The organism is Nocardia sp. GTS18 (assembly GCF_013839555.1).
GTDB lineage: Bacteria > Actinomycetota > Actinomycetes > Mycobacteriales > Mycobacteriaceae > Nocardia > Nocardia rosealba.
Map to the genome: position 1 here is coordinate 47,172 of NZ_JACBIU010000006.1, position 23,040 is coordinate 70,211.

At 68.7% G+C, this 23,040-nt stretch carries 23 protein-coding genes; 16 read left to right on the top strand and 7 right to left on the bottom strand.

The genetic code is table 11. The features are described 5' to 3' along the window. Positions 1-6: 6 nt before the first annotated feature. Positions 7-825 (bottom strand): sulfurtransferase, encoded by an 819-nt coding sequence (locus HYG95_RS08765; RefSeq protein ID WP_181697503.1) that lies wholly within the window; start codon positions 823-825, stop codon positions 7-9. A 251-nt stretch (positions 826-1,076) separates the two neighbouring features. On the opposite strand from HYG95_RS08765, the gene HYG95_RS08770 reads away from it, so the two are divergent. Continuing rightward, positions 1,077-2,282, top strand: a complete 1,206-nt coding sequence (locus HYG95_RS08770; protein WP_181697504.1) for a benzoate/H(+) symporter BenE family transporter — start codon at positions 1,077-1,079, stop codon at positions 2,280-2,282. 113 nt (positions 2,283-2,395) lie between these two features. On the opposite strand, the gene HYG95_RS08775 is transcribed toward HYG95_RS08770, so the two are convergent. Beyond that, positions 2,396-2,887 (bottom strand): Lrp/AsnC family transcriptional regulator, encoded by a 492-nt coding sequence (locus HYG95_RS08775; protein WP_067981501.1) that lies wholly within the window; start codon positions 2,885-2,887, stop codon positions 2,396-2,398. Positions 2,888-3,058: 171 nt separating this feature from the next. Here HYG95_RS08775 and pdhA point away from each other — a divergent pair, with 171 nt between their 5' ends. From pdhA to HYG95_RS08800, 5 genes are all read left to right on the top strand, one after another. Continuing rightward, a complete protein-coding gene (gene pdhA / locus HYG95_RS08780; protein WP_181697505.1) occupies positions 3,059-4,141 on the top strand; it encodes a pyruvate dehydrogenase (acetyl-transferring) E1 component subunit alpha in 1,083 nt (360 codons plus the stop codon). Beyond that, on the top strand, positions 4,138-5,112 hold the full coding sequence (locus HYG95_RS08785) for an alpha-ketoacid dehydrogenase subunit beta (protein ID WP_181697506.1): 975 nt from the start codon (positions 4,138-4,140) through the stop codon (positions 5,110-5,112). Before pdhA ends, HYG95_RS08785 begins: the two co-directional genes overlap by 4 nt. Beyond that, positions 5,109-6,437 (top strand): dihydrolipoamide acetyltransferase family protein, encoded by a 1,329-nt coding sequence (locus tag HYG95_RS08790; protein ID WP_181697507.1) that lies wholly within the window; start codon positions 5,109-5,111, stop codon positions 6,435-6,437. The genes HYG95_RS08785 and HYG95_RS08790 overlap by 4 nt, the downstream gene beginning before the upstream one ends. Before the next feature lie 108 nt (positions 6,438-6,545). After that, complete coding sequence (locus HYG95_RS08795) at positions 6,546-7,904, top strand: uracil-xanthine permease family protein (RefSeq protein WP_181697508.1); 1,359 nt, start codon at positions 6,546-6,548, stop codon at positions 7,902-7,904. Between the two features lie 51 nt (positions 7,905-7,955). Further along, on the top strand, positions 7,956-8,759 hold the full coding sequence (locus HYG95_RS08800) for an SDR family oxidoreductase (protein ID WP_181697509.1): 804 nt from the start codon (positions 7,956-7,958) through the stop codon (positions 8,757-8,759). A 5-nt stretch (positions 8,760-8,764) separates the two neighbouring features. Here HYG95_RS08800 and HYG95_RS08805 read toward each other — a convergent pair whose 3' ends face one another. Both HYG95_RS08805 and HYG95_RS08810 read right to left on the bottom strand, forming a co-directional pair. Beyond that, the gene (locus HYG95_RS08805) at positions 8,765-9,181 is read right to left on the bottom strand and encodes a thioesterase family protein (protein WP_181697510.1); all 417 of its coding nucleotides are present in this window, start codon (positions 9,179-9,181) and stop codon (positions 8,765-8,767) included. A 22-nt stretch (positions 9,182-9,203) separates the two neighbouring features. Then, the gene (locus HYG95_RS08810) at positions 9,204-10,154 is read right to left on the bottom strand and encodes an AraC family transcriptional regulator (RefSeq protein ID WP_181697511.1); all 951 of its coding nucleotides are present in this window, start codon (positions 10,152-10,154) and stop codon (positions 9,204-9,206) included. 81 nt (positions 10,155-10,235) lie between these two features. Here HYG95_RS08810 and HYG95_RS08815 point away from each other — a divergent pair, with 81 nt between their 5' ends. Then, entirely contained in the window at positions 10,236-11,078 is an 843-nt protein-coding gene (locus tag HYG95_RS08815; RefSeq protein ID WP_181697512.1) for an NAD(P)H-binding protein, read from the top strand. 108 nt (positions 11,079-11,186) lie between these two features. Then, entirely contained in the window at positions 11,187-12,467 is a 1,281-nt protein-coding gene (locus HYG95_RS08820; protein WP_370465730.1) for an MFS transporter, read from the top strand. A gap of 9 nt (positions 12,468-12,476) precedes the next feature. On the opposite strand, the gene HYG95_RS25130 is transcribed toward HYG95_RS08820, so the two are convergent. Further along, the gene (locus tag HYG95_RS25130) at positions 12,477-13,604 is read right to left on the bottom strand and encodes a DUF5925 domain-containing protein (protein ID WP_370465731.1); all 1,128 of its coding nucleotides are present in this window, start codon (positions 13,602-13,604) and stop codon (positions 12,477-12,479) included. A gap of 118 nt (positions 13,605-13,722) precedes the next feature. Here HYG95_RS25130 and HYG95_RS08830 point away from each other — a divergent pair, with 118 nt between their 5' ends. Next, the gene (locus tag HYG95_RS08830) at positions 13,723-15,288 is read left to right on the top strand and encodes an MFS transporter (RefSeq protein WP_181697514.1); all 1,566 of its coding nucleotides are present in this window, start codon (positions 13,723-13,725) and stop codon (positions 15,286-15,288) included. Between the two features lie 47 nt (positions 15,289-15,335). On the opposite strand, the gene HYG95_RS08835 is transcribed toward HYG95_RS08830, so the two are convergent. Both HYG95_RS08835 and HYG95_RS08840 read right to left on the bottom strand, forming a co-directional pair. Beyond that, positions 15,336-16,001 (bottom strand): MspA family porin, encoded by a 666-nt coding sequence (locus HYG95_RS08835; protein ID WP_181697515.1) that lies wholly within the window; start codon positions 15,999-16,001, stop codon positions 15,336-15,338. 34 nt (positions 16,002-16,035) lie between these two features. After that, positions 16,036-16,665: an MspA family porin gene (locus tag HYG95_RS08840; RefSeq protein ID WP_225282088.1), complete on the bottom strand. Its 630-nt coding sequence runs from the start codon at positions 16,663-16,665 to the stop codon at positions 16,036-16,038. 186 nt (positions 16,666-16,851) lie between these two features. Between HYG95_RS08840 and HYG95_RS08845 the strand changes: the two genes are divergently transcribed. From HYG95_RS08845 to HYG95_RS08875, 7 genes are read left to right on the top strand one after another with little or no spacing between them, the layout of a single operon-like run. After that, positions 16,852-17,850, top strand: a complete 999-nt coding sequence (locus tag HYG95_RS08845) for an iron ABC transporter permease (protein WP_220139222.1) — start codon at positions 16,852-16,854, stop codon at positions 17,848-17,850. Continuing rightward, entirely contained in the window at positions 17,847-18,902 is a 1,056-nt protein-coding gene (locus tag HYG95_RS08850) for an iron chelate uptake ABC transporter family permease subunit (protein WP_181697517.1), read from the top strand. The genes HYG95_RS08845 and HYG95_RS08850 overlap by 4 nt, the downstream gene beginning before the upstream one ends. A gap of 8 nt (positions 18,903-18,910) precedes the next feature. Next, positions 18,911-19,723, top strand: coding sequence for an ABC transporter ATP-binding protein (locus HYG95_RS08855; protein WP_181697518.1), 813 nt, complete (start codon positions 18,911-18,913; stop codon positions 19,721-19,723). A gap of 22 nt (positions 19,724-19,745) precedes the next feature. After that, complete coding sequence (locus HYG95_RS08860) at positions 19,746-20,741, top strand: ABC transporter substrate-binding protein (RefSeq protein ID WP_181697519.1); 996 nt, start codon at positions 19,746-19,748, stop codon at positions 20,739-20,741. Beyond that, entirely contained in the window at positions 20,738-21,970 is a 1,233-nt protein-coding gene (gene entS, locus HYG95_RS08865; RefSeq protein WP_181697520.1) for an enterobactin transporter EntS, read from the top strand. Before HYG95_RS08860 ends, entS begins: the two co-directional genes overlap by 4 nt. Then, complete coding sequence (locus HYG95_RS08870) at positions 21,954-22,793, top strand: siderophore-interacting protein (protein WP_181697521.1); 840 nt, start codon at positions 21,954-21,956, stop codon at positions 22,791-22,793. The genes entS and HYG95_RS08870 overlap by 17 nt, the downstream gene beginning before the upstream one ends. Positions 22,794-22,795: 2 nt before the next feature. Beyond that, complete coding sequence (locus tag HYG95_RS08875; RefSeq protein WP_067641464.1) at positions 22,796-23,011, top strand: phosphopantetheine-binding protein; 216 nt, start codon at positions 22,796-22,798, stop codon at positions 23,009-23,011. Positions 23,012-23,040 lie beyond the last annotated feature (29 nt).

Here is a 23,040-nt window from a genome sequence, read left to right on the forward strand (position 1 = left end):
CCACTGTCAGGCGCCCGTCGCCACCGGACGCTTCGGGTCGTTGGACCACTGGGACCAGGATCCCGGGTAGAGGGCGGCGTCGATCCCGGCGACGGCCAGGGCGGCGATTTCGTGCGCAGCGGTGACGCCGGAACCGCAGTAGACCGCGACCGGTCCGTCGCCGAACTCGGCGAAGCGCTCGCGCAATTCCTCGGCGGTGCGGAAATGACCTGTGGGGTAGAGGTTTTCGGCGGTCGGCGCGCTGACGGCGCCTGGGATATGACCGGCCTGCGGATCGACCGGTTCCACCTCGCCTCGGAAACGTTCGCCCGCGCGAGCATCGAGCAAGACACCCGACCATTTCGCGGCGGCGTCCGCATCGATCACGGGCAGCGCGCCGGGTCGAACTACCAGGTCACCGGGGGTCGGATCGGGTTCGGCACCGGTCGCGAGTTCTCCGCCGGACGCGGTCCAGGCGGGCAGCCCACCGTCGAGAATGCGCACGTTGTCGGCACCGGCCCAGCGCAACAGCCACCACGCGCGGGCCGCCGCCATGCCACCGGTCGCGTCGTAGACGACCACGGGCTCATCGGCGCCGAGCCCCCAGCTGCGGGCGCACTTCTCGAAGGTTCCGGGGTCGGGCAAAGGGTGCCTGCCGCGGGCCGGTGACGGTGCGGCGGCCAGTTCCGTCTCCAGGTCGACGAACACCGCGCCCGGAATGTGCCCGTCGAGATAGTGCTGTGGACCGTCCGGATCCCCGAGTGCCCACCGCACGTCAAGCAGATGAATCTTGTTCGCCGCCAGCTCCTCCCGAAGCTCGGCCGCCGAGATCAGCACCGCACCCACGCCAACTCCTCACTCCCGGTCCGTCCCCCGCCGCCACCCTACGCACTCCCCGCCCACCCACACCCGAAACCGCACCCCACACATCGGACGGAGGCTGGACAGATGATCACCACGCTCCGGTGGCGGCAACGACCGAGAGCCACACGCCACCGGAGCGTGGTGATCGAGCGGCCGGCACCGCGGGCCGGATCAGGCCAGTTTCGCGCTACTGGCCGGTGACGCTCCCAGACCCGTCGGGCAGGATTTGCCGAATGTCGCAGGTCTCCACCAGTTCGTCGTCCGATGCCACCGAGCAGCCGGCCGGGATAGGTCAGCCGCTCGGTGCGGGCGCGGTGACCGCGCTGGTCGGGTTCACCAGCTCCTTCGCGGTGGTGCTGAGCGGGTTGCGGGCGGTGGGAGCGAGTCCGGCGCAGGCGGCGTCGGGACTGCTCGTGCTGTGTTTCACGCAGGGCATCGGCATCCTGCTGTTGAGCTTCCGGTACCGGATTCCGATCACCCTCGCCTGGTCGACGCCCGGCGCGGCACTGCTGGTGAGCACCGGCCTGGTGGCTGGTGGGTGGCCGGGCGCGGTCGCGGCGTTCGCTGTGACGGGCGTGCTGATCGTCGTCACCGGTCTGTGGCAGCGTCTCGGTTCGCTGGTCGCGGCGATTCCCGTGCCGATCGCCCAGGCCATGCTCGCCGGCGTGCTCGTTCCGCTGTGCCTGGCTCCGGTGCAGGCATTGCGTACCTCGCCCGCCGTGGTGGTTCCGGTGATCGTGGTGTGGCTGGTGCTGCAACGGTACGCACCGAAGTGGGCGGTGCTCGTGGCCTTCGCGACGGCGGCTGTGGGCACCGGCATCGACATCGTGGTCGCCGATCGGCACCTCGACCTGTCCGCCATGGTTCCGACACTGGAATGGACCGCGCCCCACTGGCATTGGCAGGCGATCGTCGGTATCGCCGTTCCGCTCTACATCGTGACGATGGCCTCGCAGAACATCCCCGGTGTGGCGGTGATGCGCTCTTTCGACTACCAGGTGCCGTGGCGGCCGGCCATGCTCGTCACCGGCATCGGCACCGTCCTCGGCGCCCCTGCCGGCGGTCACGCCATCAACCTCGCCGCCATCAGCGCCGCGCTCGCCGCCGCCCCGAGCGCGAGCCCGGACCCGAAGCGCCGCTGGATCGCCGCGGCCACCGCGGGCGCCTCCTATCTGGTCCTCGGCCTGGCCTCCGCCGCCCTGGTCACCCTCATCGCCGCCGCACCCGCGGGCACCCTCGAAACCGTCGCGGGCCTGGCCCTGCTCGCCACGCTCGCCGCCTCCCTCTCCGCCGCCCTCACCGACCCGGGCGACCGCCTCGCCGCCCTGGTCACCTTCCTGGTGGCCGCCTCCGGCACCACCCTGCTCGGGATCGGCGGCGCCTTCTGGGCGCTGCTCGCCGGCCTCATCGTCCGCCGCATACTCCCAGCTCAGAAGTAGGTGCGCTGAGGTCGATCCGGACCTCACGGCCTGACCCGCGCGCTCCGCCGAGCCTTCCGTCCGAGTCAGGTGGAATCCGGGCCCTACAGCCTGACCCGCAGGTTCCGTCGATCTCAGTCCGGGTCGGCGAGGCGGTCGAGGAGGGGTGCGGTGCGTGGTCCGACGAGTTCACGCATGACGAGCGCCATGTTCGTGCGTTCGACGCCGGGGATCTTCAGGATGGCGCCCGCGATGCGGTAGAGGTCGTCGGCGTCGCGGGCCACGATGCGGACGGTGAGGTCGGTTTCGCCGGTCATGCCGCAGACCTCGGTGACCTCGGGAACGTCGGCGAGCTCGTCGACCACCGCATCCAGCCGGTGCTGGTCGACGACCACCGCGACGAAGGCTGCCAGCGGATAGCCGAGAGCACGCGGTTCCACGCGGCGCTCGAAACTGCCGAGCACCCCACCGCTGTCCCAGCGCGCGAGTCGCGCCTGCACCGTATTGCGTGACAACCCGAGCCGGGCGGCCAGTTCCACCCCGGTGGCCCGGGGGCTGGCGATCAGTTCGCGCAGCAATCGCGCGTCGGTCGCGTCGAGGGTCACGGCGGGTTCGCGACTGGTCATACAACGCAGTATGACAGTGCTACACCCCAGCACAACGTGCATTCTGCTCAGTCACGTGTCGTTCACTTGCGCAGGTGGCGGTATCGTGGATGCTGTGTGATACACATCGCACTCAGCGATCAGTCGTACCCGCATCGGCCCACAAGGCGCGGTGGAGAGGAGGCGATCTCGATGCCGGAGAAGCAGACCTACCCGGTCCAGTTGATCCAGCCGGACGGACGTCGCGTATTCGATCGTGAGCACGGCGCGCTGGTCGCCGATATCGATGCCGAACGATTGCGGGGCCTCTACCGGGACCTCGTCGTGACCCGCCGGATCGATCTCGAGGCGACCGCCCTGCAACGCCAGGGTCAGCTCGGCCTGTGGCCACCCATGCTCGGCCAGGAGGCCGCGCAGGTCGGCTCGGTGCACGCACTGCATCCCGACGACTACATCTTCTGCTCGTACCGCGAGACCGCGGTGGCGTATTGCCGTGGCGTACCGCCCGAGCAGCTGACGAGGCTGTGGCGCGGAGTTGCCCACCACTGCTGGGATCCCGACGCGGTGAACATGACCAACGCCAATATCGTCGTCGGTTCCCAGGGTCTGCACGCCACCGGTTACGCCTACGCCGCCCACCTCGACGGCGCCGACATCGCCACCATCACCTACTTCGGCGACGGCGCGACCAGCCAGGGCGATATCGCCGAGGCGCTCGGCTTCGCCGCCACCTGGAGCGCACCGGTGGTGTTCTTCTGCCAGAACAACCAGTGGGCGATCAGCGAACCGGTCACCGTGCAGAGTCACGTACCACTGGTGCGCCGGGCCGACGGATACGGTATTCCCGGTGTGCAGGTGGACGGCAACGATGTGCTGGCCGTGCTCGCCGTCACCCGCCAGGCGGTCGAACGCGCCCGCAGCGGCGGCGGCCCCACCTTCATCGAGGCGATCACCTACCGGATGGGTCCGCACACCACGGCCGACGACCCGAGCCGGTACCGCACCGCTGCCGACATCGAGTACTGGGAGCGGCGCGATCCGATCGAGCGGGTGCGGCTGCTGCTCGAACGCGAGGGTCTGCTCGACGACGAGTTCGCCCGCTCGGTCGCACGCGCGGCCGACGAGGTCGCCGACCGGGTACGCACCGCGACGCTGCAGATGCCCGACCCAGACCCACTCCGCATGTTCGATCACGTCTACGCGACCGAGCACCCGCTGATCACCGAAGAGGCACAACAGTTCTCGGCCTACCTCGCCGAAGGAGCGCAGTCATGATCACCACCTTCGCCGCCGCTCTCAACACGGGTCTGCGCCGCGCCATGGAAGACGAGCCGAAGGTGGTGTTGCTCGGTGAGGACATCGGCAAGCTGGGCGGGGTGTTCCGGGTGACCGACACGCTCCAGAAGGATTTCGGCGACAATCGCGTCATCGATACGCCCCTTGCCGAATCCGGCATCGTGGGAACGGCTTTCGGAATGGCATTGCGTGGGTACCGACCGGTGGTGGAGATCCAGTTCGACGGTTTCGTCTATCCCGCGTTCGACCAGATCGTGTCGCAGGTCGCCAAGATCCACTACCGGACGGGTGGAAAGGTGAAGGCGCCGTTGACGATCCGCATTCCGTTCGGCGGCGGTATCGGTGCCGTCGAACACCATTCGGAGTCGCCGGAGGTGTATTTCGCGCATACCGCCGGTCTGCGTGTGGTGTCGCCAAGTACGCCTGCCGACGCTTATCACATGCTCCGGCAGGCCATTTCGCTCGACGATCCGGTGGTCTTCTTCGAGCCGAAGCGCCGGTACTGGGACAAGGCCGACGTGGACTTCCACAGCGAACCCGACCTGCCACTGCACAAGGCCCGTGTGCTCACCGAGGGCACCGATGCCACCGTCCTCGCCTACGGCGGTACCGTCGCCACCGCACTGACCGCCGCGAAAATCGCTGGTGAGGAAGGCAACTCGATCGAGGTGATCGATCTGCGCAGCCTGTCGCCGCTGGATGTCGACACCATCGCCGAATCCGTCGACAAGACCGGACGGCTGGTGATCGTGCACGAGGCGCCGGTATTCGCCGGGCTCGGTGCCGAGATCGCGGCACGGATCACCGAGCGCTGCTTCTATCACCTCGAGGCGCCCGTGCTGCGCGTAGGCGGCTACGACATCCCCTATCCCCCGGCTAAGCTCGAAAAGCACCATCTGCCTGATCCCGACCGCATCCTCGCCGCGGTCGACCGCTGCCTAGCCGCATGACGACGAAAGGTGCGCCCGTGCCGCAACCCGCTGGCGACGACGGACACGTGCTCGAATTCCGTCTCCCCGACCTGGGTGAGGGCCTCGCCGACGGCGACCTGGTTTCGTGGGCCGTCGACGTGGGCGACACGGTGGAACTGAACCAGACCATCGCCGAGGTGGAGACCGCCAAGGCGGTGGTCGCGCTGCCGTCGCCGTTCTCCGGAACGGTCGTCGAATTGCTTGCCTCGCCCGGCGATACGGTGCCGGTGGGCGCCCCGCTGATCCGGGTGCGCAACGACCTCGAGGTCACCGACCCGCCCACCGCCGAGGATCGAAGGGACGTGCTGGTCGGGTACGGGCCCGAGGCCGAAGCCACCTCGCGACGCCGCAAGCCGACACCGTCGATGGCGTCCACTACGCCGAGCACGCACCGGGCCGCTGCCACGCCCGCGGCCCGGAAACTGGCCAAGGAGCTCGGGATAGACCTGTGGTACGTCGCGGGTTCGGGACCTGAGGGCGCGGTCACCGTCGAGGACGTGCGCTCGGCCGTGCCGGTCACCGGACCGCGGGCCAAGCCCGGGGCCGAGCTCGCCGCTGTCGCCCAGCAGAACGGGCACGACGCGGGTCTCATCGAGTCCAGGGCCCGCGAGGAACGCACGCCCGTCACCGGAATCCGCAAGCGCACCGCCGCCGCGATGCTGGCCAGCGCCCGCACCATTCCGCAGGCGAGCACATTCGTCACCGTCGACTGCACGGCATCGATGGAACTGCTCGACCATCTGCGCACCACGAAGTCGTTCGAAGGACTCACCCTCACCCCGCTGGCCCTGGTCGCGCGTGCCGCTCTGGCCGCCATCGCCGAACACCCAGGCATCAATGCCGCATGGGACGAGCAGAATCAGCAGATCGTCACCAAGCACTACGTGAACCTGGGCATCGCGGTCGCCTCCGATCGAGGGCTGCTCGTCCCGAACCTCAAAGACGCGCAAACCCTGAGCCTGCGCGAACTGTGCCGCGAGATCAGCTGGGCCGCCGACACCGCCCGCTCGGGCAACGCCACTCCCGCCGACCTCCTCGGCGGCACCTTCACCATCACCAATGTCGGGGTCTTCGGCGTCGACACGGGCGTCCCGCTGGTCAACCCCGGCGAAGCCGCCATCCTCTGCGTCGGCTCGATCCGCAAGCGCCCCTGGGTCTTCCGCGACGAACTAGCCGTCCGCTGGACAACCACCCTCGGCCTCAGCTTCGACCACCGCATGATCGACGGCGAACTCGGCGCCCGCTTCCTCGCCACCACCGCGACCTTCCTCGAGGACCCCCTGACCCTCCTCAGCCGCGTCTGACCTGGCCGGACCGCCCCCACCTGAGCGGATCGGGGAATATACGAGTCCCGCAACGCAGGCGAAACACGGTGCGCTCCCGCTGTAAAAATCGGGGGCTACAACCTGTGTATGAGCGAGGCACATCCTGTCGACACCCGGTTGCCGTTGGGTCGGCAACTGGCTTTCGGCCTGCAGCACGTCCTGATCATGTACACCGGGTGTATCACCGTGCCGCTGGTTTTCGGGGCGGCGGCGGGGTTGGATCGGGCGACGATCGGGTTGTTGATCAGTGCTGATCTGCTGGTGGCCGGGGTGATCACCCTGGTGCAGAGTCTCGGGGTCGGCAAGCTGGCCGGGGCGAGGCTGCCGATCGTGTGTGGTGCCACCTTCGTCGGGCTCAATCCGATGATTCTGATCGCGAAGGAGTACGGACTCGACGCGGTGTACGGGTCGATGCTGATCGGTGGCGTGGTCGGTGTGGCCCTGGCGTGGCCGTTCGCGCGGGTGGCGCGCTTCTTTCCGCCGCTGGTCACCGGGACCGTGCTGACCGTGGTGGGTGTGTCACTGATCGGGGTGGCCGGTGGCCTGATCATCGGCAACGATCCGAAGGCGCCGAGCTTCGCGTCGCCGTCCAGTATCGGGTTGGCGGCGGTGGTGGTGCTGATCGCGGTCGGTTTCGTGTGTCTCGGTCGTGGCGTGTGGTCACAGCTGGGTGTGCTCATCGCGCTGGTCGCGGGCATCGTGATCGCGCTGCCGATGGGGCTGATTTCGACGGCGGGCGTCGGTGCCGCCGACTGGATCGGCATTCCGCAACCCTTCCACTTCGGGTCACCGCAGTTCCCGGTGACCGCCGTGGTGGCGATGAGCATCGTGATGGCGGTGGTGTTCGCGGAGTCGACCGCGAGCATGCTGGCGATCAGCGAGATCACCGGAAAACCGCTCGGCAGAGGTGACCTCGCGCGCGGCCTGGTCGGCGACGGCCTGTCCGGTGTGCTCGGCGGCGTCTTCACCGCGTTCATCGACACCATCTTCAACCAGAACGTCGGCGCGGTCTCGACGACAAGGATCTACAGCCGGTACGTGACCGCGGTGAGTGGGGCGATCCTGGTGCTGCTCGGCCTCGTCCCCCGCTTCGGTGAAGTAGTGGCGGTGATCCCGAAACCGGTGGTCGGCGGCGTGGGTCTGGTCCTGTTCGCGACGGTCGCCGTGGTCGGTGTGCAGACCTTGCTGCAAGCCGACCTCACCGACCGGGTGAATGCCACCATCGCGGCCACGGCCATCGGCATCGGTCTGCTACCGGTCTTCACCAAGGACATGTTCGACAAGTTCCCCACCTCGGCGCAGATCCTGCTGGACAGCGGTGTCACCCTCGGCGCGGCCACCGCCTTCCTGCTGAACCTGGCCTTCAACCACACTGTCCTCGGCACGCTTGCCCGCACCGCGAAGGCACCCGCCGAACCGGTCCGCGAGCCGGTGGCCGCCACCTGAACCGCCCGCGATCCGATGCGGGAGCGGCGGCGGCGCCGTTAGGGTGCGAGCATGGAGACAGCAGGCAAGGTCGCGATCGTCACCGGCGCGGGTGCGGGCATCGGTGCCGCACTCGCCGCCCGTCTGGTCGCCGGTGACGCACGAGTCGTCGTCGCCGATCTCGACGGTGACAGCGCGGCGAAGGTGGCCGCCGAACTCGGCGACAAGGCAATAGCAGTCGGTGGTGACGTGGCCGACGAACAGGTGGTCGCGCAGCTCATCGCCACCGCCGAACGCGAATTCGGCCCGGTCGACCTGTATTTCGCGAATGCCGGAATCGGCGGTGGGCCCGGCCTCGACAGCACCGAGGACCAGTGGGCCGCTGCGATCGATGTGAATGTGATGGCGCACGTGCGGGCCGCGAAGCTGCTCGTGCCGGGTTGGGTCGAACGGGGCGAAGGCTACTTCGTCTCGACGGCGTCGGCGGCGGGTCTGCTCACCCAGCTGGGTTCGGCACCGTACTCGGTGACCAAGCACGCGGCGGTCGCGTTCGCCGAATGGCTGTCGATCACCTACGGCGACAAGGGCCTTCGCGTGAGCTGCCTGTGTCCGATGGGCGTCGACACCCGGCTGCTCAGCGGCGACCTCATCCCGGAGAACCCCGACGCCGCGGCCTTCGCGATCAAGGCGGTGAAGACCGCGGGCGCGGTGCTGTCGACCGAGGACGTCGCCGAGACCGTCATCGAGGCGATGGCCGCCGAACACTTCCTCATCCTGCCGCACCCGGAGGTGCTGCAGATGTATCGCAACAAGGGCGCCGACTACGACCGATGGATCGCGGGCATGCGCCGTTTCCAGGAAGCACTGCGCGGGTAGGACTGTTACTCGGTCACGAGTTCCGCGGCGGCCGTACGCACCACGTCGGGAATCGGCACCGGCTTGCGTGTTTCGTTGTCGACGTAGACGTGCACGAAATCGCCGGTGGCCGCCAGCTCGAGACCACCGTCGATTTCCCGGAAGATCGCCAGGTCGTAGGTGATGCTCGACTTGCCGAGGCGGGAGATACGCAACCCCACCTGCAGCTGGTCGGGGAAGCTGACCGAGCCGTGGAACCGGCACGAGGTCTGGGCGACCACACCGAGCGCCGGCAGCGCCGTGATGTCGGTGCCGGTGGCCCGCATGAGCCAGGCATTGACCGCGGTGTCGAAGTAGGAGTAGTAGGTCACGTTGTTGACGTGACCGTACTGGTCGTTGTCGGCCCAGCGGGTCGGCATCGGCCACAGCACGGGGTAATCCATGCCGTCATGATGCCAGCCCGGTTCAGGCCGACGACGACAAAGCCGCTCCCCCACCCTGCCGGTGGTCACGCGGACTCACCCCGAAGTGCCGTTTGAAGGCGGTACTCAGGGCGAACGCACTGCCGTAGCCGACCTGGCGGGCGATGGATTCCACGGTCGAATCGGTCTCGGCGAGCAGGTCGGCGGCCAGCGACAACCGCCATTCGGTCAGGAAAGTCATGGGCGGTTCGCCGACCAGTTCGGTGAACCGGCGGGCCAGCGCGGCCCGCGACATGCCGACCGCGTCGGCCAGCGCGACCACGGTCCACGGATGCGCCGGGTTGTGTTGCAGCAGCCGCAGCGCCTTGCCGACCAGCGGGTCGCTGTAGGCGTGGTACCAGGCGGGTGCGTCGTCGCGGGCGAACCAGGCACGCAGGGCGGCGATGAGCAGCAGGTCGAGCAGGCGGTCGAGGACGGCGCCCTGGGCGGGGCGGTCCCTGGTCGCCTCGTCGACGAGCAGGTCGAGCAGCCGGGAATCCAGGTCGCCACGCGGTAGGACCGCAACCTGTGGCAGGGCGCGCAGCAACCGGGTGCTCACGGCACCGGCGGACTCGTAGGTCCCGGTGACCATCAGGGTCTCCCCACCTGGGTCGGTACCCCACTGCCGAACACCGAGAGTCAATGTCTCACAGAGGATTTCACCGTCGGGCGTAGTCGTCACCTGCCCGGGCTGCACGACGATCTGCGGCTCGGTCGCCGGATCGTCGGACACCGTATACGGCTGCGGCCCACGGAAGATCACCACATCACCGGCGCCGACCTGTTGGGGCGAACCGGATTCGGTACTCACCCAGCCTTTTCCGCGAATCATGGCGAGCACCGTCAACGGCGCCTGATCCTGGACCCGCAGCGACCACGGCGGGTTGAGCAGCGAGCACATCAGAAACGCACCGCGTGCACGTGGGCCCTCGAGCAGACCGGCTAACGCATCCACATCTTTCACAGTAGACGACCGCGCATGTCGGCGAGCGTTCCGACGATGGTGACGCAGGCCCGGCACCGGTGTACTTATCTCATGACAAACACCGCTGCTCACCAGCCTCTTTTCCTCGTCACCGGCGCCAACGGCAAGACCGGCAGCCGCGTCGCCGCCCTCCTGGACGCGGCGGGTCACCCGGTGCGCCGCGGTTCGCGGTCCGCCGAGATCCCCTTCGACTGGGCCGACAGCGAGACCTGGGGTCCCGCCCTGGCCGGGGTCACCGCGATCTACCTCGCCTTCCAGCCCGACCTCGCCGTCCCCGGTGCACCGGACACGATCCGCGCCTTCACCGCCGCCGCCCGCGCGGCCGGCGTCGGATCGGTGGTGTTGCTGTCCGGCCGCGGCGAGCCCGAAGCGCTGGAATGCGAAGCGGCCGTTCGTGAGTCCGGGCTCGCCTGGACCGTTGTGCGCTGCAGCTTCTTCGCCCAGAACTTCAGCGAAGGCGCCTTCCTCGGCGATGTGCTCGCAGGGACTGTCGCGTTGCCCAACGGTGATGTGCCCGAACCGTTCGTGCACGCCGACGATATCGCCGAGGTCACCGTCGCCGCTCTCACCGATCCCCGGCACGTCGGCGAGATCTACGAGCTCACAGGCCCGCGGGCGCTCACCTTCGCCGAAGCGGTCACCGAGATCGCCGAGGCCGCGGACCGCGAGATCGCCTTCATCCCGATCGGTCGGCCGGAATTCGTTGCGGCTCTGCGCAGTTACGAGCTCCCCGAGGACGTGGTCGGCTTGCTCGACTATCTGTTCGGCACCATCCTCGACGGCCGCAACTCCGCCACCGCCGACGGAGTCCAGCGCGCCCTCGGCCGCGCACCCCGCGACTTCACCGAATACGCCAAGCAGACCGCCGCCACCGGAGTCTGGACCCCGCAGTAGATCCTGGACGATTGATCACCACGCTCCGGTGCCGCGAAATGCCGCCACCAGAGCGTGGCGATCTTGAATTCGGGGAGGGTCTCGCGGGTGGCCGGTAGCGTCGATGGGGTGACGCCAGCGACTGATCGTCGGCTGCGGTCGGCCAGGGGGGCGGTGTTCGGCGCTTTCACGCTGAACGGGGTGCTGCTCGCGATGTGGGTGGTGCATATTCCGGCGATCACCGACCGGACCGAGGTGTCGGCGTCGACGCTCGGCATGTTCGTCTTGTTGCTCGCCGGGACGGCGCTGATCGGGATGCGGCTGGCCGGCCCCGCCGCCGACCGGCTCGGCAGCCGGACGCTGGTGGCGCTGGCCGCGTCGGCGATCTCGGTGACGATCGTCGGGCCGGGCCTGGCGACCGGGCCGGTGAGCCTGGCGATCGCGCTGGCCTGCTTCGGTTTCGGCAACGGGGCGCTCGACGTATCGATGAATGCGCAGGCGGTGCTCGTCGAACGCGGCTACGGCCGCCCGATCATGTCGGCCTTCCATGCCATGTTCTCGGCAGGCGGTTTCGTCGGCTCGATCATCGGTGCCGCCACCCAGCGCGCGGGCATCGCCCCCGAGATAACGCTCACCGCCGCCGGCCTTCTCGGCTTGGCCACCACCGCAGCCCTTGTCCCCCACCTCCTCTCCCACCACCGCGAGCCCGCTTCCCACCCCGAGCACTACGACACGCTCCCCGCCGAAGACCTCCCACCGACACCGTCCGAGATCACCGGCGCTCCCGGATCGTTCAGCAGCCCGGAAGCCCGGGAGCAGCGGGCCCGAGACGAGGACTCGAGCCTGAACGACGCAGAGCGGCAATCGCACCGGAACCGGAAAGTGTTGTGGCTCGGGCTGATCGCCTTCGTACTGCTGCTGGCCGAAGGTGTGGTCGCCGATTGGAGCGCGCTGCAAGTCCGCGAACACCTCGATGTGTCCGAGGGTGACGCCGCGCTGGCGTTCGGCGCGTTTTCCGCGACGATGACCATCGGCCGTTTCCTGGCCGACCGGGTGAGCGGGGCGATCGGACCGGTGGCGCTGCTGCGCTACGGAAGCCTGTTGTGCGCGGCCGGTTTCGCGGTCGTGATCGTCTCACCCTGGCTGCCGCTTTCCCTGGTCGGCTGGGCGATGTGCGGTCTCGGGCTCGCGGGTGGTGTGCCCCAGATCTTCACGGCGGCAGGCAATCTGGGCGGACCGAAGGCGGCCACCGAGATGTCGCGCGTCTTCACCATCGGCTACCTCGGCTTGCTCGCGGGCCCGGCGGTGATCGGCTGGCTCACCGCGATCATCCCGCTCACCGCGGCGCTGATCGTTCCCCTCGTCCTCACCCTCGCCTGCGCGGGGGCGGCCTCCGTCGTCCATCGCTGAGTGCGAGTCCTACAGGTACATACCGACCTCGGTCGTTCGCTCGACCGTCGAGCGGATCTGAATTCCACCGTCACGATGGGCCACCAACTCCGCGAGCGTGGCGCCGTCGGGGAATGCGGCGGCGGCATGGTCCTGGCCGACGAGCCACTGCGTCGCCTCCTCGGGCGAGAGCCTGCCCACCTCGAGCTGCGCGAGACACCGCCCGGGCCGCACGACCGCCGGGTGCAGGCGGGACAGGTCCTCGTTGGTCGTGATCGCGAAGAGCACCTTGCGTCCCGAACCGAGCATGCCGTCGGTGAGGTTCAGCAGCCGCGAAAGCTTCTGTCCCGCCGCTTCTTTGGCTTCGCCGCGAATCAGCTCGTCGCAGTCCTCGAGCACCAGCAACCGCCAGCGGCCGTCCTCGTCGTCACCGTCGGCACCGGCCGCCACCTCCATCAGATAGCCGGGATTGCTGAACAGTTCCTCCGGATCGACCACGCAGTCGACCTGGCACCACGGCGCCCAGGCCCGCGCGAGCGCCCGCAGGGCGGTGGTCTTCCCGGTGCCCGGCTCGCCGTGCAGCAGCACGAGCCTGCCGCGGATGTCGTCGGTGCCCAGGCTCATCAGCCGGTCGAACGCGGCCGATACCGGCGCGGTGTAGTTGCCACGGATCTCCGGCCACGCGGGCGCGACGATCTGCCTGCGTCTGCGCGCGGGCCGCCGCACGTCCATGTGCCAGAAGCCCATTTCCACCGTCGACGCGGTGTCGCGAGCCTGGGCCGCGCCCTCGGTGGCGCGCGCGAGTACCTCGACGGCGAGCTCATCGCTTGCGGCGGTCACCTCGATCGTCGCCGAGCCGCCCGCCCAGCGCACCGCCCGCAGCGACCAGCCTGCCCCGGCGGCCAGCATCGCACTGCTGTCGTCGTCGAAGACCGAGCGCAGGATCGTCGACCCCTCGGGTCGCAACGGCGCGTCGGGATGGACCCGGTCGAGGTGCGCCTGCCGGGCGAAGGGCTGCTCGCCGCGCAGGAACGGGGCGAGTGCGAGCGCGTCGATGGCGTCGCGGGTGGAATAGGTCGAATCGATGGCCGCCGACCACGGAAACGGCTCGCCCGTCTCCCGCGACGGATCCCGGAGCTGGTCGATAGGTGTGGACACCGCGCCAATGATCGTGGTCGCGGACCCGGAATGTCCAACGACTTCCGGCTGTGCGCTGGGTCACCGGGCCCGGAAAATCGCTGGCACGTGTTCTCGATCCGTCGGTAACGTCGGCGATGTGACTTCCACCCAGAGCCCCCGGCCGGTCGACGAACCCACTCCGACCGCAGGGGTCAAGGAGTGGATCGGGTTGGCGGTCCTGGCCCTGCCCACCCTGCTCATCTCGATGGACATGAGCGTGCTCTACCTGGCGATCCCCCACATCAGCGAGGCGTTGCAGCCGAGCAGTTCACAGCTGTTGTGGATCCTCGACATCTACGGCTTCCTCGTCGCGGGCTTCCTCATCACGATGGGCACTCTCGGCGACCGGATCGGCAGGCGCAGGCTGTTGATGATCGGCGCGCTGGCCTTCGGCGCCGCCTCGGTGATCGCGGCCTATTCGACCAGCGCGAACATGCTCATCGGCACGCGCGCGCTGCTCGGTATCGCAGGTGCGACGCTGATGCCCTCGACCCTGGCCTTGATCCGCAATATGTTCCACGACGACCGCCAGCGGACCGCCGCGATCAGCGTATGGATGACCAGTTTCATGGTCGGCATGGTGGTCGGACCGCTGGTCGGCGGGGCCATGCTGGAGAACTTCTGGTGGGGTTCGGTGTTCCTGGTCGCCGTTCCCGCGATGGTGCTGCTGCTTGCGGCCGGACCGTTCCTGCTGCCCGAGTACAAGGATCCGAACCCGGGCAAGCCCGACATTCTCAGCGCCGTGCTGTCGCTGGTGTCGGTGATGGGTGTCATCTACGGCATCAAGGAACTGGCCAAGGACGGACTGGCCGTGGAACCCGTCGCCGTCCTGGTCGGTGCGCTGGTGCTCGGCACCGTGTTCGTGCTGCGACAGCAACGACTCACCGACCCGCTGATCGATCTGCGACTGTTCGGCAATGTCCGGTTCAGCGGTTCGCTCGCGGCGCTGATGGTTGCCATGCTCGCCATGGGCGGCCTGTTCCTGCTGCTCGCACAGTATCTGCAACTGGTGCTCGGGCTTTCGGCGTTCGAGGCCGGGCTGTGGACGGTGCCGCAGGCGGTGGCCATGGTGTTCGCGGCCGGTGCGGTGAGCGCCCTCGCGCCTCGGATACGTCCCGCGTATCTGATGACGGGCGGGCTGGTGATCGCGATGTTCGGCTACGCGATCTTCACCCAGCTCGCGGGCGGTGACGATCTCGGGCTGATCGTCACCGGCATGGTGGTGTTCGCACTCGGTCTGAGCCCGATGTTCGTGCTCGGCCTCGACCTGATCGTCGGCGCGGTCGATCCGGCACGCGCCGGTGCCGCGTCCGCGATCTCGGAGACGGGACAGGAACTGTCGACCGCGCTCGGGGTCGCGGTGATCGGCAGCATCGGCACCGCGGTCTATCGCGGGCAGATGGCCGGTGAACTACCGGATGGCCTGCCCGCCGAGTTCGCGCACACCGCCGAGGACACCCTCGCCGGAGCGCTGCACGTCGCCTCGATGCTGCCCGAAGCCCTCGGCGCCGAGCTCACCACGACGGCACGGCAGGCGTATACCCATGCGCTGCAAGTGAACTCGATCGTCGGTATCGGACTCACCGCGATCGCGGCCGGCCTGGTCGTCGTCCTGCTTCGCCACGTTCCGGCACCGAACGAGCGTGCCGACGAGCAGAAATGAGCCGGGGCCCCGCCGGGAGCGTGCAGCTCCCCGCGGGGCCCGTGGCATCAGCCGAGGCTGAACGGCTGGCCCCACAGGCGCAGCTCCGAGCGACCGAACTGGGTGGTCACCTCGACGGAGACGAAGGCACGCGCCTGGGCGTAACCCGCGCAGCCCGAGAGGCCGAGGGTCGAGTCGGCCCAGGTGACCGAACCTTCCTGGCCGAAGAACTTGATGGCGGGCACGTAGCTCTCCTCGCCGTAGGCATCGGGGCCCTCGACCTGGAGCAGCCAGAAGGTCGACGCCTGGCCGGGGCCGAGGGTCAGGTTGCCACCGGAGGTCACACCACCGCTGCCGTTGCCCGAGTTGTTCACCGCACCGTTCGCTCCACCGGTGGCGTTGCCGCCGGAGATGTCGACCTGGCAGCCGACGACGTATCCGGGGGAGATCTTGACGCCCTTGTGCTCGGCGTGGACCTGCACCTCGGCCCGGCCGGAGGCCCAGACATTGCGATGCAAGGGAGTCGCACCCATGGAGGGGCTGATGTTCACCGATTCGCCGACCAGACGGATGGTCACCGCGGTGCCGTCGGGCAGGGTCTGGGTGATTTCCCCGCCCGGCAGCGGGATGAAGGTGTCGGCGTTGGCGGCGCCGGTGGAGAAGAGGCCGAGCGCGACAGTCGCGGCCGCGGCGGCGCCGGCCAGACGGGCACCGGCCTTCGTGAAGATGGTCATGGAGTTGTTCCTATTCGTCGAGAAGGGCGACAGGTCAGCCGATGCTGAACGGGGCACCGTAGAGGGAGGTCTTGGAGTAGTTGTCGCCGATGATCTCCACGACGGTGTAGGCGCGGGCCTGCGCGTAACCGGCGCAGCCCTGGATCTGCAGCTCCACGTCCTTGTAGCTGATGTGGTAGTTGCCCTTCTCGACGATGTCGAAGCCCTCGATGCCGATGAACTTCACCTCGCCGGGGCCGAGCTTGACGCCGATGGAGGCACCCGCGTTCACGCCGCTGGTGTTGATGCCGCCGGAGACACCCGCCGAGATCGCGTCGTCGGCGATGCTCACCTGGCAGCCGACGATGTAGCCGGTGCTCACGCGCGAAGAGCCGTGCGTGGAGGAGTTGTTGGTGCCGGGCGCGCCGTTGCCGCCGACGAACGGGCGGGGCTCACCCTTCGGGGTCTCGGCCACCTCGGCCAGCACGGTTCCGCTCACCCACGCCACGCGACCTGCGCCGTTGGCCGCCATGGACGGCGAGATCAGGGCGCTTTCCGCCACCCGCTTGATCAACACACCGGGGCCGGCCTTCTCGCCGTCGGGCAGCGGAACGAAGGTGTCCGCACTCGCCGTTCCGCCGACAACGGCCAGCGCGGCCGTGGCCAGCGCAGTGGCCGCAAGCATTTTTCGCATCGTGGATGTCCTCATCAACTGTTGTGACCGATTCGCACCGATCTTGAACAGCTCGGACTGTAGACAGGTTAGGCTCACCTATCAAGACCTTGCCCTAGCTAACTTTGAATAAGCCTAGGCTCACCTAAACATGAGCTACCCTCCTCGTGACACGGTTCCATATGAGAGAGATCCCTGATGAGAAGTCCGCGCTGGTTCGGCTGGTTGCTGACGGTGGCGCTGCTGACCGCGGCCTGTCTGCTGAGCCTGCTGGTCGGCACGAAATCGATTCCGGTCGGCGAGGTCTGGCAGGCGCTGACCAGCGCCGCGACCACGCCCGACCACGTCACCGTCATCGAATACCGGCTGCCGCGAACGGTTCTCGGGCTACTCGCCGGGCTGGCACTCGGCGTCGCGGGCTGCCTGATGCAGGGACTCACCCGTAACCCGCTGGCCGACCCGGGACTGCTCGGCGTGAATGCCGGTGCCGCGTTCGCGATCACGGTCGCGGTCGGGTTGCTCGGTGTGGAGGAGATCACGTCTTACGTCTGGTTCGGCTTCGCCGGAGCCGCGCTGGTGTCGGTGGTCGTGTACCGGCTCGGCACCGCGGGGCACACCGGTACCGATCCGATCCGGCTCACGCTGGCCGGAGTGGCCGCCACCGCCGTACTCGGCGGGCTCACGCGCGGCCTGATCCTGCTCGATCCCAAGGCTTTCGACGAGATGCGCCGCTGGGACGCCGGTTCGCTCACCGGGCGCGGATTCGACATCATCGCCGGCGCCGCGCCGTTCATCGTGGTCGGGCTGCTGATCGCCGCCGTCTGCGCGCGGTCGCTCAATGCCGTTGCCCTCGGTGACGATCTGGCCCGGTCGCTCGGCGTGCACGTCAACCGCACGCGGCTGCTCACCGCGCTGGCATTGGTGCTGTTGTGCGGTACCGCGACGGCCGCTGTGGGCCCGATCGCGTTCGTCGGCCTCGCTGTCCCGCACATCGCCCGCTGGCTGGTCGGTCCCGATCAGCGCTGGATCTTCGCGTACTCGCTAGTGCTGGCGCCGCTGCTCGTTCTCACGGCGGATGTGCTGGGCCGCATCATCATTCGCCCGGACGAAGTTCCAGCCGGGCTGGTGACGGCGTTCCTCGGCGCGCCGATACTGATCTGGCTGGCGCGCCGTTCACGAGTGGGGGCCGCGGCATGAGCACGAAGATCGATTTCGGTCGCACCATGCTGGTGGTGCGCCCCGGGCGCACGGGTCTCACGGCGAGGATCGGTGTGCGCACGCTTGTGGTGTGCGCGATCCTGCTGGCCATTGCCCTGGCGACCGCGGTATTCGCCCTGGGTAGCGGCGATTTCGAGATCCCGGCGCCGCGTGTGCTCCGCGCGCTGTTCATCGGTGACGAACGCTTCGATCGGCTGGTGGTTTTCGATTGGCGGCTGCCGCGCATCCTGCTGGCACTCGCCCTCGGCGCGGCGCTCGGTGTGAGTGGCGCGATCCTGCAGTCGGTCACCCGCAATCCCCTCGGCAGCCCCGACATCATCGGGTTCAGCACCGGCGCCTACACCGGCGCGCTCCTGGTGATCCTGACCCTCGGCGGCGGGAGTTTCCAGACTGCGGCGGGCGCGATGGTCGGTGGCCTCGGCGCCGCGCTGGTCATCCACCTGCTCGCCTTCCGGCACAACGTGACCGGGTTCCGCCTGATCATCGTCGGTATCGGCGTGAGCGCGATGCTCGCGTCGGTCAACACCTGGCTGATCATGCGGGCCGACCTCGACGCGGCGATGTCGGCCGCGGCCTGGGGTGCGGGTTCGCTCAACGGGTTGTCGTGGCCGCAGGTCGCGCCGACCATGATCGTGCTCGCCGTGCTGGCGGTGGCCCTGATCCCGGCCGCGCCGCGTCTGCAGATCCTCGAACTCGGCGACGACACCGCCCGCGCCCTCGGGCTCGACGCGGGCAAGGCCACCGGCTGGCTGATCGCGCTCAGCGTCGGATTCACCTCGCTGGCAACGGCTGTGGCCGGGCCGATCGCCTTCGTCGCCCTTGCGGCACCGCATCTGGCGCGCAAGCTCACCCGCACCCCGTCGATCGCGCTGGTTCCGGCGGCGGTGATGGGCGCGACGCTGCTGGTCACCTGTGACTGGATCGCCCAGCACGCCTTCGCCCCGACCACCATCCCGGTCGGCATCGTCACCGGTTCGATCGGCGGCCTGTACCTGGCGTATCTGCTCGTCGCCGAAGCGCGACGGAAATAGGAAGCGACATGAACGACACTCACGCCGCGCGGTTGCGCGCCGACCAGGTCCGCCTCGGGTACAAGGGCCGAACGATCAGCGACCAACTCTGCGTGGACATCCCGGACGGCAAGTTCACCGTGATCATCGGCCCGAACGCCTGCGGCAAGTCCACCCTGCTGCGCGCGCTCGCCCGCCTGCTCGCCCCGGAATCCGGGAAGGTGCTGCTCGACGGCAAGCCGGTGACGGACTATCCGGCCAAGGAGCTGGCTCGTCAGATCGGCCTGCTCCCGCAGACCTCCACCGCACCCGACGGCATCCGGGTGGCCGACCTCGTCGCGCGCGGCCGCTATCCGCACCAGACGCTGCTGCGGCAGTGGTCCAAGGCCGACGAGGAGGCGGTGGCGGCGGCGATGGCGGCCACCGGTGTCGCCGAGCTGTCGGCCCGCCCGGTCGACGAACTGTCGGGCGGTCAACGGCAACGGGTCTGGATCTCGATGGTGCTCGCCCAGCAGACGCCCATCATCCTGCTCGACGAGCCGACCACCTTTCTCGACATCGCCTACCAGATCCAGCTGCTCGACCTGTGCCGCGCGCTCAACCGCGAATCGGAACGCACCGTCGTCGCCGTACTGCACGACCTCAACCACGCCTTCCGCTACGCCGACCACCTGATCGCCATGCGCGACGGGCGGATCGTCGCCACCGGCACTCCCGCCGACATCGTCACCGCGGACCTGGTCCACGAGGTGTTCTCGCTGCGCTGCCGCATCGTCGACGACCCGGAAACCGGGACGCCGCTGGTGATTCCGCTGGCCGAGAACGCCGCGCCGGTGCACTGAAGAAATGAGGAAAACCCCGTCCATGTTCACCAACCGTTCCCCGGGCCGGCTTCGCGCCGCCCTCGTCGTCCCGGTTCTCGCGCTGGTCGCGGTGCTCGCCGGGTGCGGTGACTCGTCGTCGAACTCCGCCGATTCCGGCCCACGCGAGGTGCCGTCCGCGACGGGCCCCATCAAGGTGCCGGCCGATCCGCAGCGCATCGTCGTGCTCAACGGCAACCTGGCCGGTTACCTCTACGACCTCGAGGCGCCCGTCGTCGCGGCCGACCCGCGCCTGCTCGGTGTGCCGACCAAGCCGGGCGAGTTCCCGACCGGCTGGGCCGATGACGCCAAGGCACAAGGGACACAGGCCGTTCCGTCCGGTGACAACATCAACCTCGAGTTCATCGCCGCCCAGCGTCCCGATCTGATCATCGGCGGCGGCCAGGGCTACCCCGGCCAGCAGTCGGTGAACGCCTACGACCAGCTCAGCGCCATCGCCCCGACCGTGCTGATGCCGACCGAGACAACCAACTGGCAGGACCAGCTGCGGTTCATCGCCGAGACCGTGAACAAGCCGGCCAATGTCGACACCTTGATCGCGAACTACCAGGCCAAGCTGACCGAGGCCAAGAGCAAGATCAAGCCGCCCGTCGGCGCGACGACGGTGTTCCAGTCGATCAAGAGCCAGAAGCCGACGGTCTTCGTGCCGACCGCCGCGCTGCCCGCGCTGCTCGCCGAGGTCGGTTTCACGCTGGACACGCAGGTGGAGGCCAAGGCCGGAAACCCCGCCAAGGAGCAGAGCGCCGACTTCATCAGCTTCAGCCCGGAGCTGCTCAGCACGGTGATCGACGCGCCGGTGCTGTTCACCATCCCGCTCAGCGGCGGACGTTCGCTCGAAGAGCTGCGCGCCGATCCGCTCTACGCCTCGCTGCCGTCGTTCGAGGCGGGCAAGGTCTTCGAACTGCCTGCCACCAGCTCACGTCCGGACTACCGCACCGTCATGGCGACACTCGATCTGCTCGTGGAACGTTTCCGGTGACGTCGGGACTGCTCATCGACCTCAGCCCGCTGCGGGCGTCGCGCCCCTTCCGGTGCGCGTTCGCGGCGCGGCTGGTGTCGGTACTCGGCATCGGGTTGCTCATGGTCGCCCTGCCGCTGCAGATCTATCAGCTGACCGGATCGAGTGTGCAGGTGGCCGGGGTCGCCACCACCACCGCGGTCGCCCTGTTCGCGGGCAGTCTCGCGGGCGGGGTGGTCGCCGACCGGTACGACCGCCGGACGGTGATCCAGTGGTCGCGCAGCGCGGCCGGTATCGGCTTCCTGATCCTCGGGGTGAATGCCGTACTGCCCGAGCCGTTCCTGTCCGCCATCTATCTCGCGGCGGTCGTCGACGGTCTCGCGGGCGGGGTGAGCGGTTCGGCGCTGATGGCCATGGTCCCGGTGCTCGTCGGACGTGAAAAAGTAGCGGCCGCAGGTGCTCTGGTCTCGCTGACCACCGACCTCGGCACCATGATCACCCCGGCATTCGCCGGCCTGCTCGTCGCGAAAACCGGTGTGGCCACGGCCTATTTCCTCTGCGCCCTCGCGACCACCGCGACCGTCGGGCTGATCACCGCCATCGGCCCGTCGCCGCCACCGCAACGCGACTTGGAGAACCCGGTCCGTGAGCTGGTGGCGGGTATCGCGTTCGCGGTGCGGCACGAGTCCATCCGGCTCATTCTGCTCACCGGGCTGATCGGGATGCTCGTCAGCGGCCCGCTGGTGCTGCTGCCCGCCTTCGCCGATGTCGAACTCGACGCGGGGCCGGGCACCCTCGGCCTGCTCTACGCGGCACCCGGCGCCGGTGCGGTGCTCGGCACGCTGACCAGCGGCTGGATGGGGCGCGCGCACACCGGTCGGGCGCTGCTGATCTCGCTCGGACTGATGCCGATCGGCGTGATCGCGGCCGGACTGTGGTCGCACGCCGCGCTGGTGTTTCTCGGGCTGGCCGGATTCGGCCTGGCCAGAGCCGTGAACATGGTGCTGCGCTACACGATGCTGCAGCAGGCCGCGCCCGACCACATGCGCGGACGGATGTCGGGCCTGCTGATGGTGCAGTCCGTCGCCGGCACCGCGGTCGGCTCCATGGTGGCCGGATTCGTCGGCCAGACCTTCGAACCCGGACGCGCGCTCGTGCTCTACGGCGTCGCCGTCCTGGTACTCACCGGCCTGATGGCGCTCGTCGCCGGGCCACTGCACAGAAAGGAAAACGGTGAAGGATCGCAGTGACTACGCCGCGAACATCGCCGAGGTGCTCGCCGGGGACCACTACGCCAAGGTGCCGTACCCGATCGGCCTGCAGGAAGTGGAGGTGTTGCGGGTCGTGCCCGTTGGCGCGGCACTGCTGCGGATCACCTTCGGCGGCCCGGACATCGCGAAATTCCACAGCTATGTGCCGGACGAGCATGTGCGCCTGATCTTCCCGGGCGAAGACGGCGTGCTGCGGCTGCCGAAGCTCGACGGCACGATGCTCGAGTGGGGCAACCCGCGACCGATCTCGCGCGAGTACACGGTGCGCCGTCACAGCGTCGAGGACGGCGAACTCGACATCGATTTCGTCATCCACCCCGGCGGTCTCGCCTCGGACTGGGCCACCTCGGTGACTCCTGGCACCAAGGTCCACATCGCCGGTCCGCCCGGTGGCGTCGTCATCCCGGAGACCTACGACGACTACCTGCTCGCCGGTGACATCACCGCGCTGCCCGCCATCGCCCGCTGGCTCGAGCGCATGCCGCGCGACACCACCGGCTGGGCCTTCATCGAGGTCGCCGGTCCTGCCGAGGAGATCCCCCTCGACCCGCCCGCGGGCGTGACCGTGCGCTGGCTGCACCGGGGTGACGCGGCGCCCGGCACGAGCGACATCCTCGAGCAGGCTGTCCGCGAGGTGAAAGTCGCTGCCGGACACCGGGTTTTCGCCTGGGTCGCCGGGGAGGCCGGGTGCCTGCGTGGTGTCCGCAAGATCATCCGCGACGACCTGGGCATCGGTCCCAAGGACTCGCTCATCGCCGGCTACTGGAAGCGCGGCGTCGCCGACTTCGATCGAGAGGAATGACCATGACCGACGAACAGGTGATCGCCGATGTGGCCACCGTACTGGGAGTCGAGGCGACCGAACTGAGCGCCGAGACCGATCTGCTCGACGCCGGACTCGATTCGGTGCGCATCATGTCGCTGGTGGAGAAATGGCGGTCGGCTGGTCATGCGGATATCGACTTTCCCACGCTCGCGGGCGAACCCGTTCTCGGGTCGTGGATCGAACTGCTGGCGTGAGCAGCGGGGGTGGCGCACTCGGTGCGCCA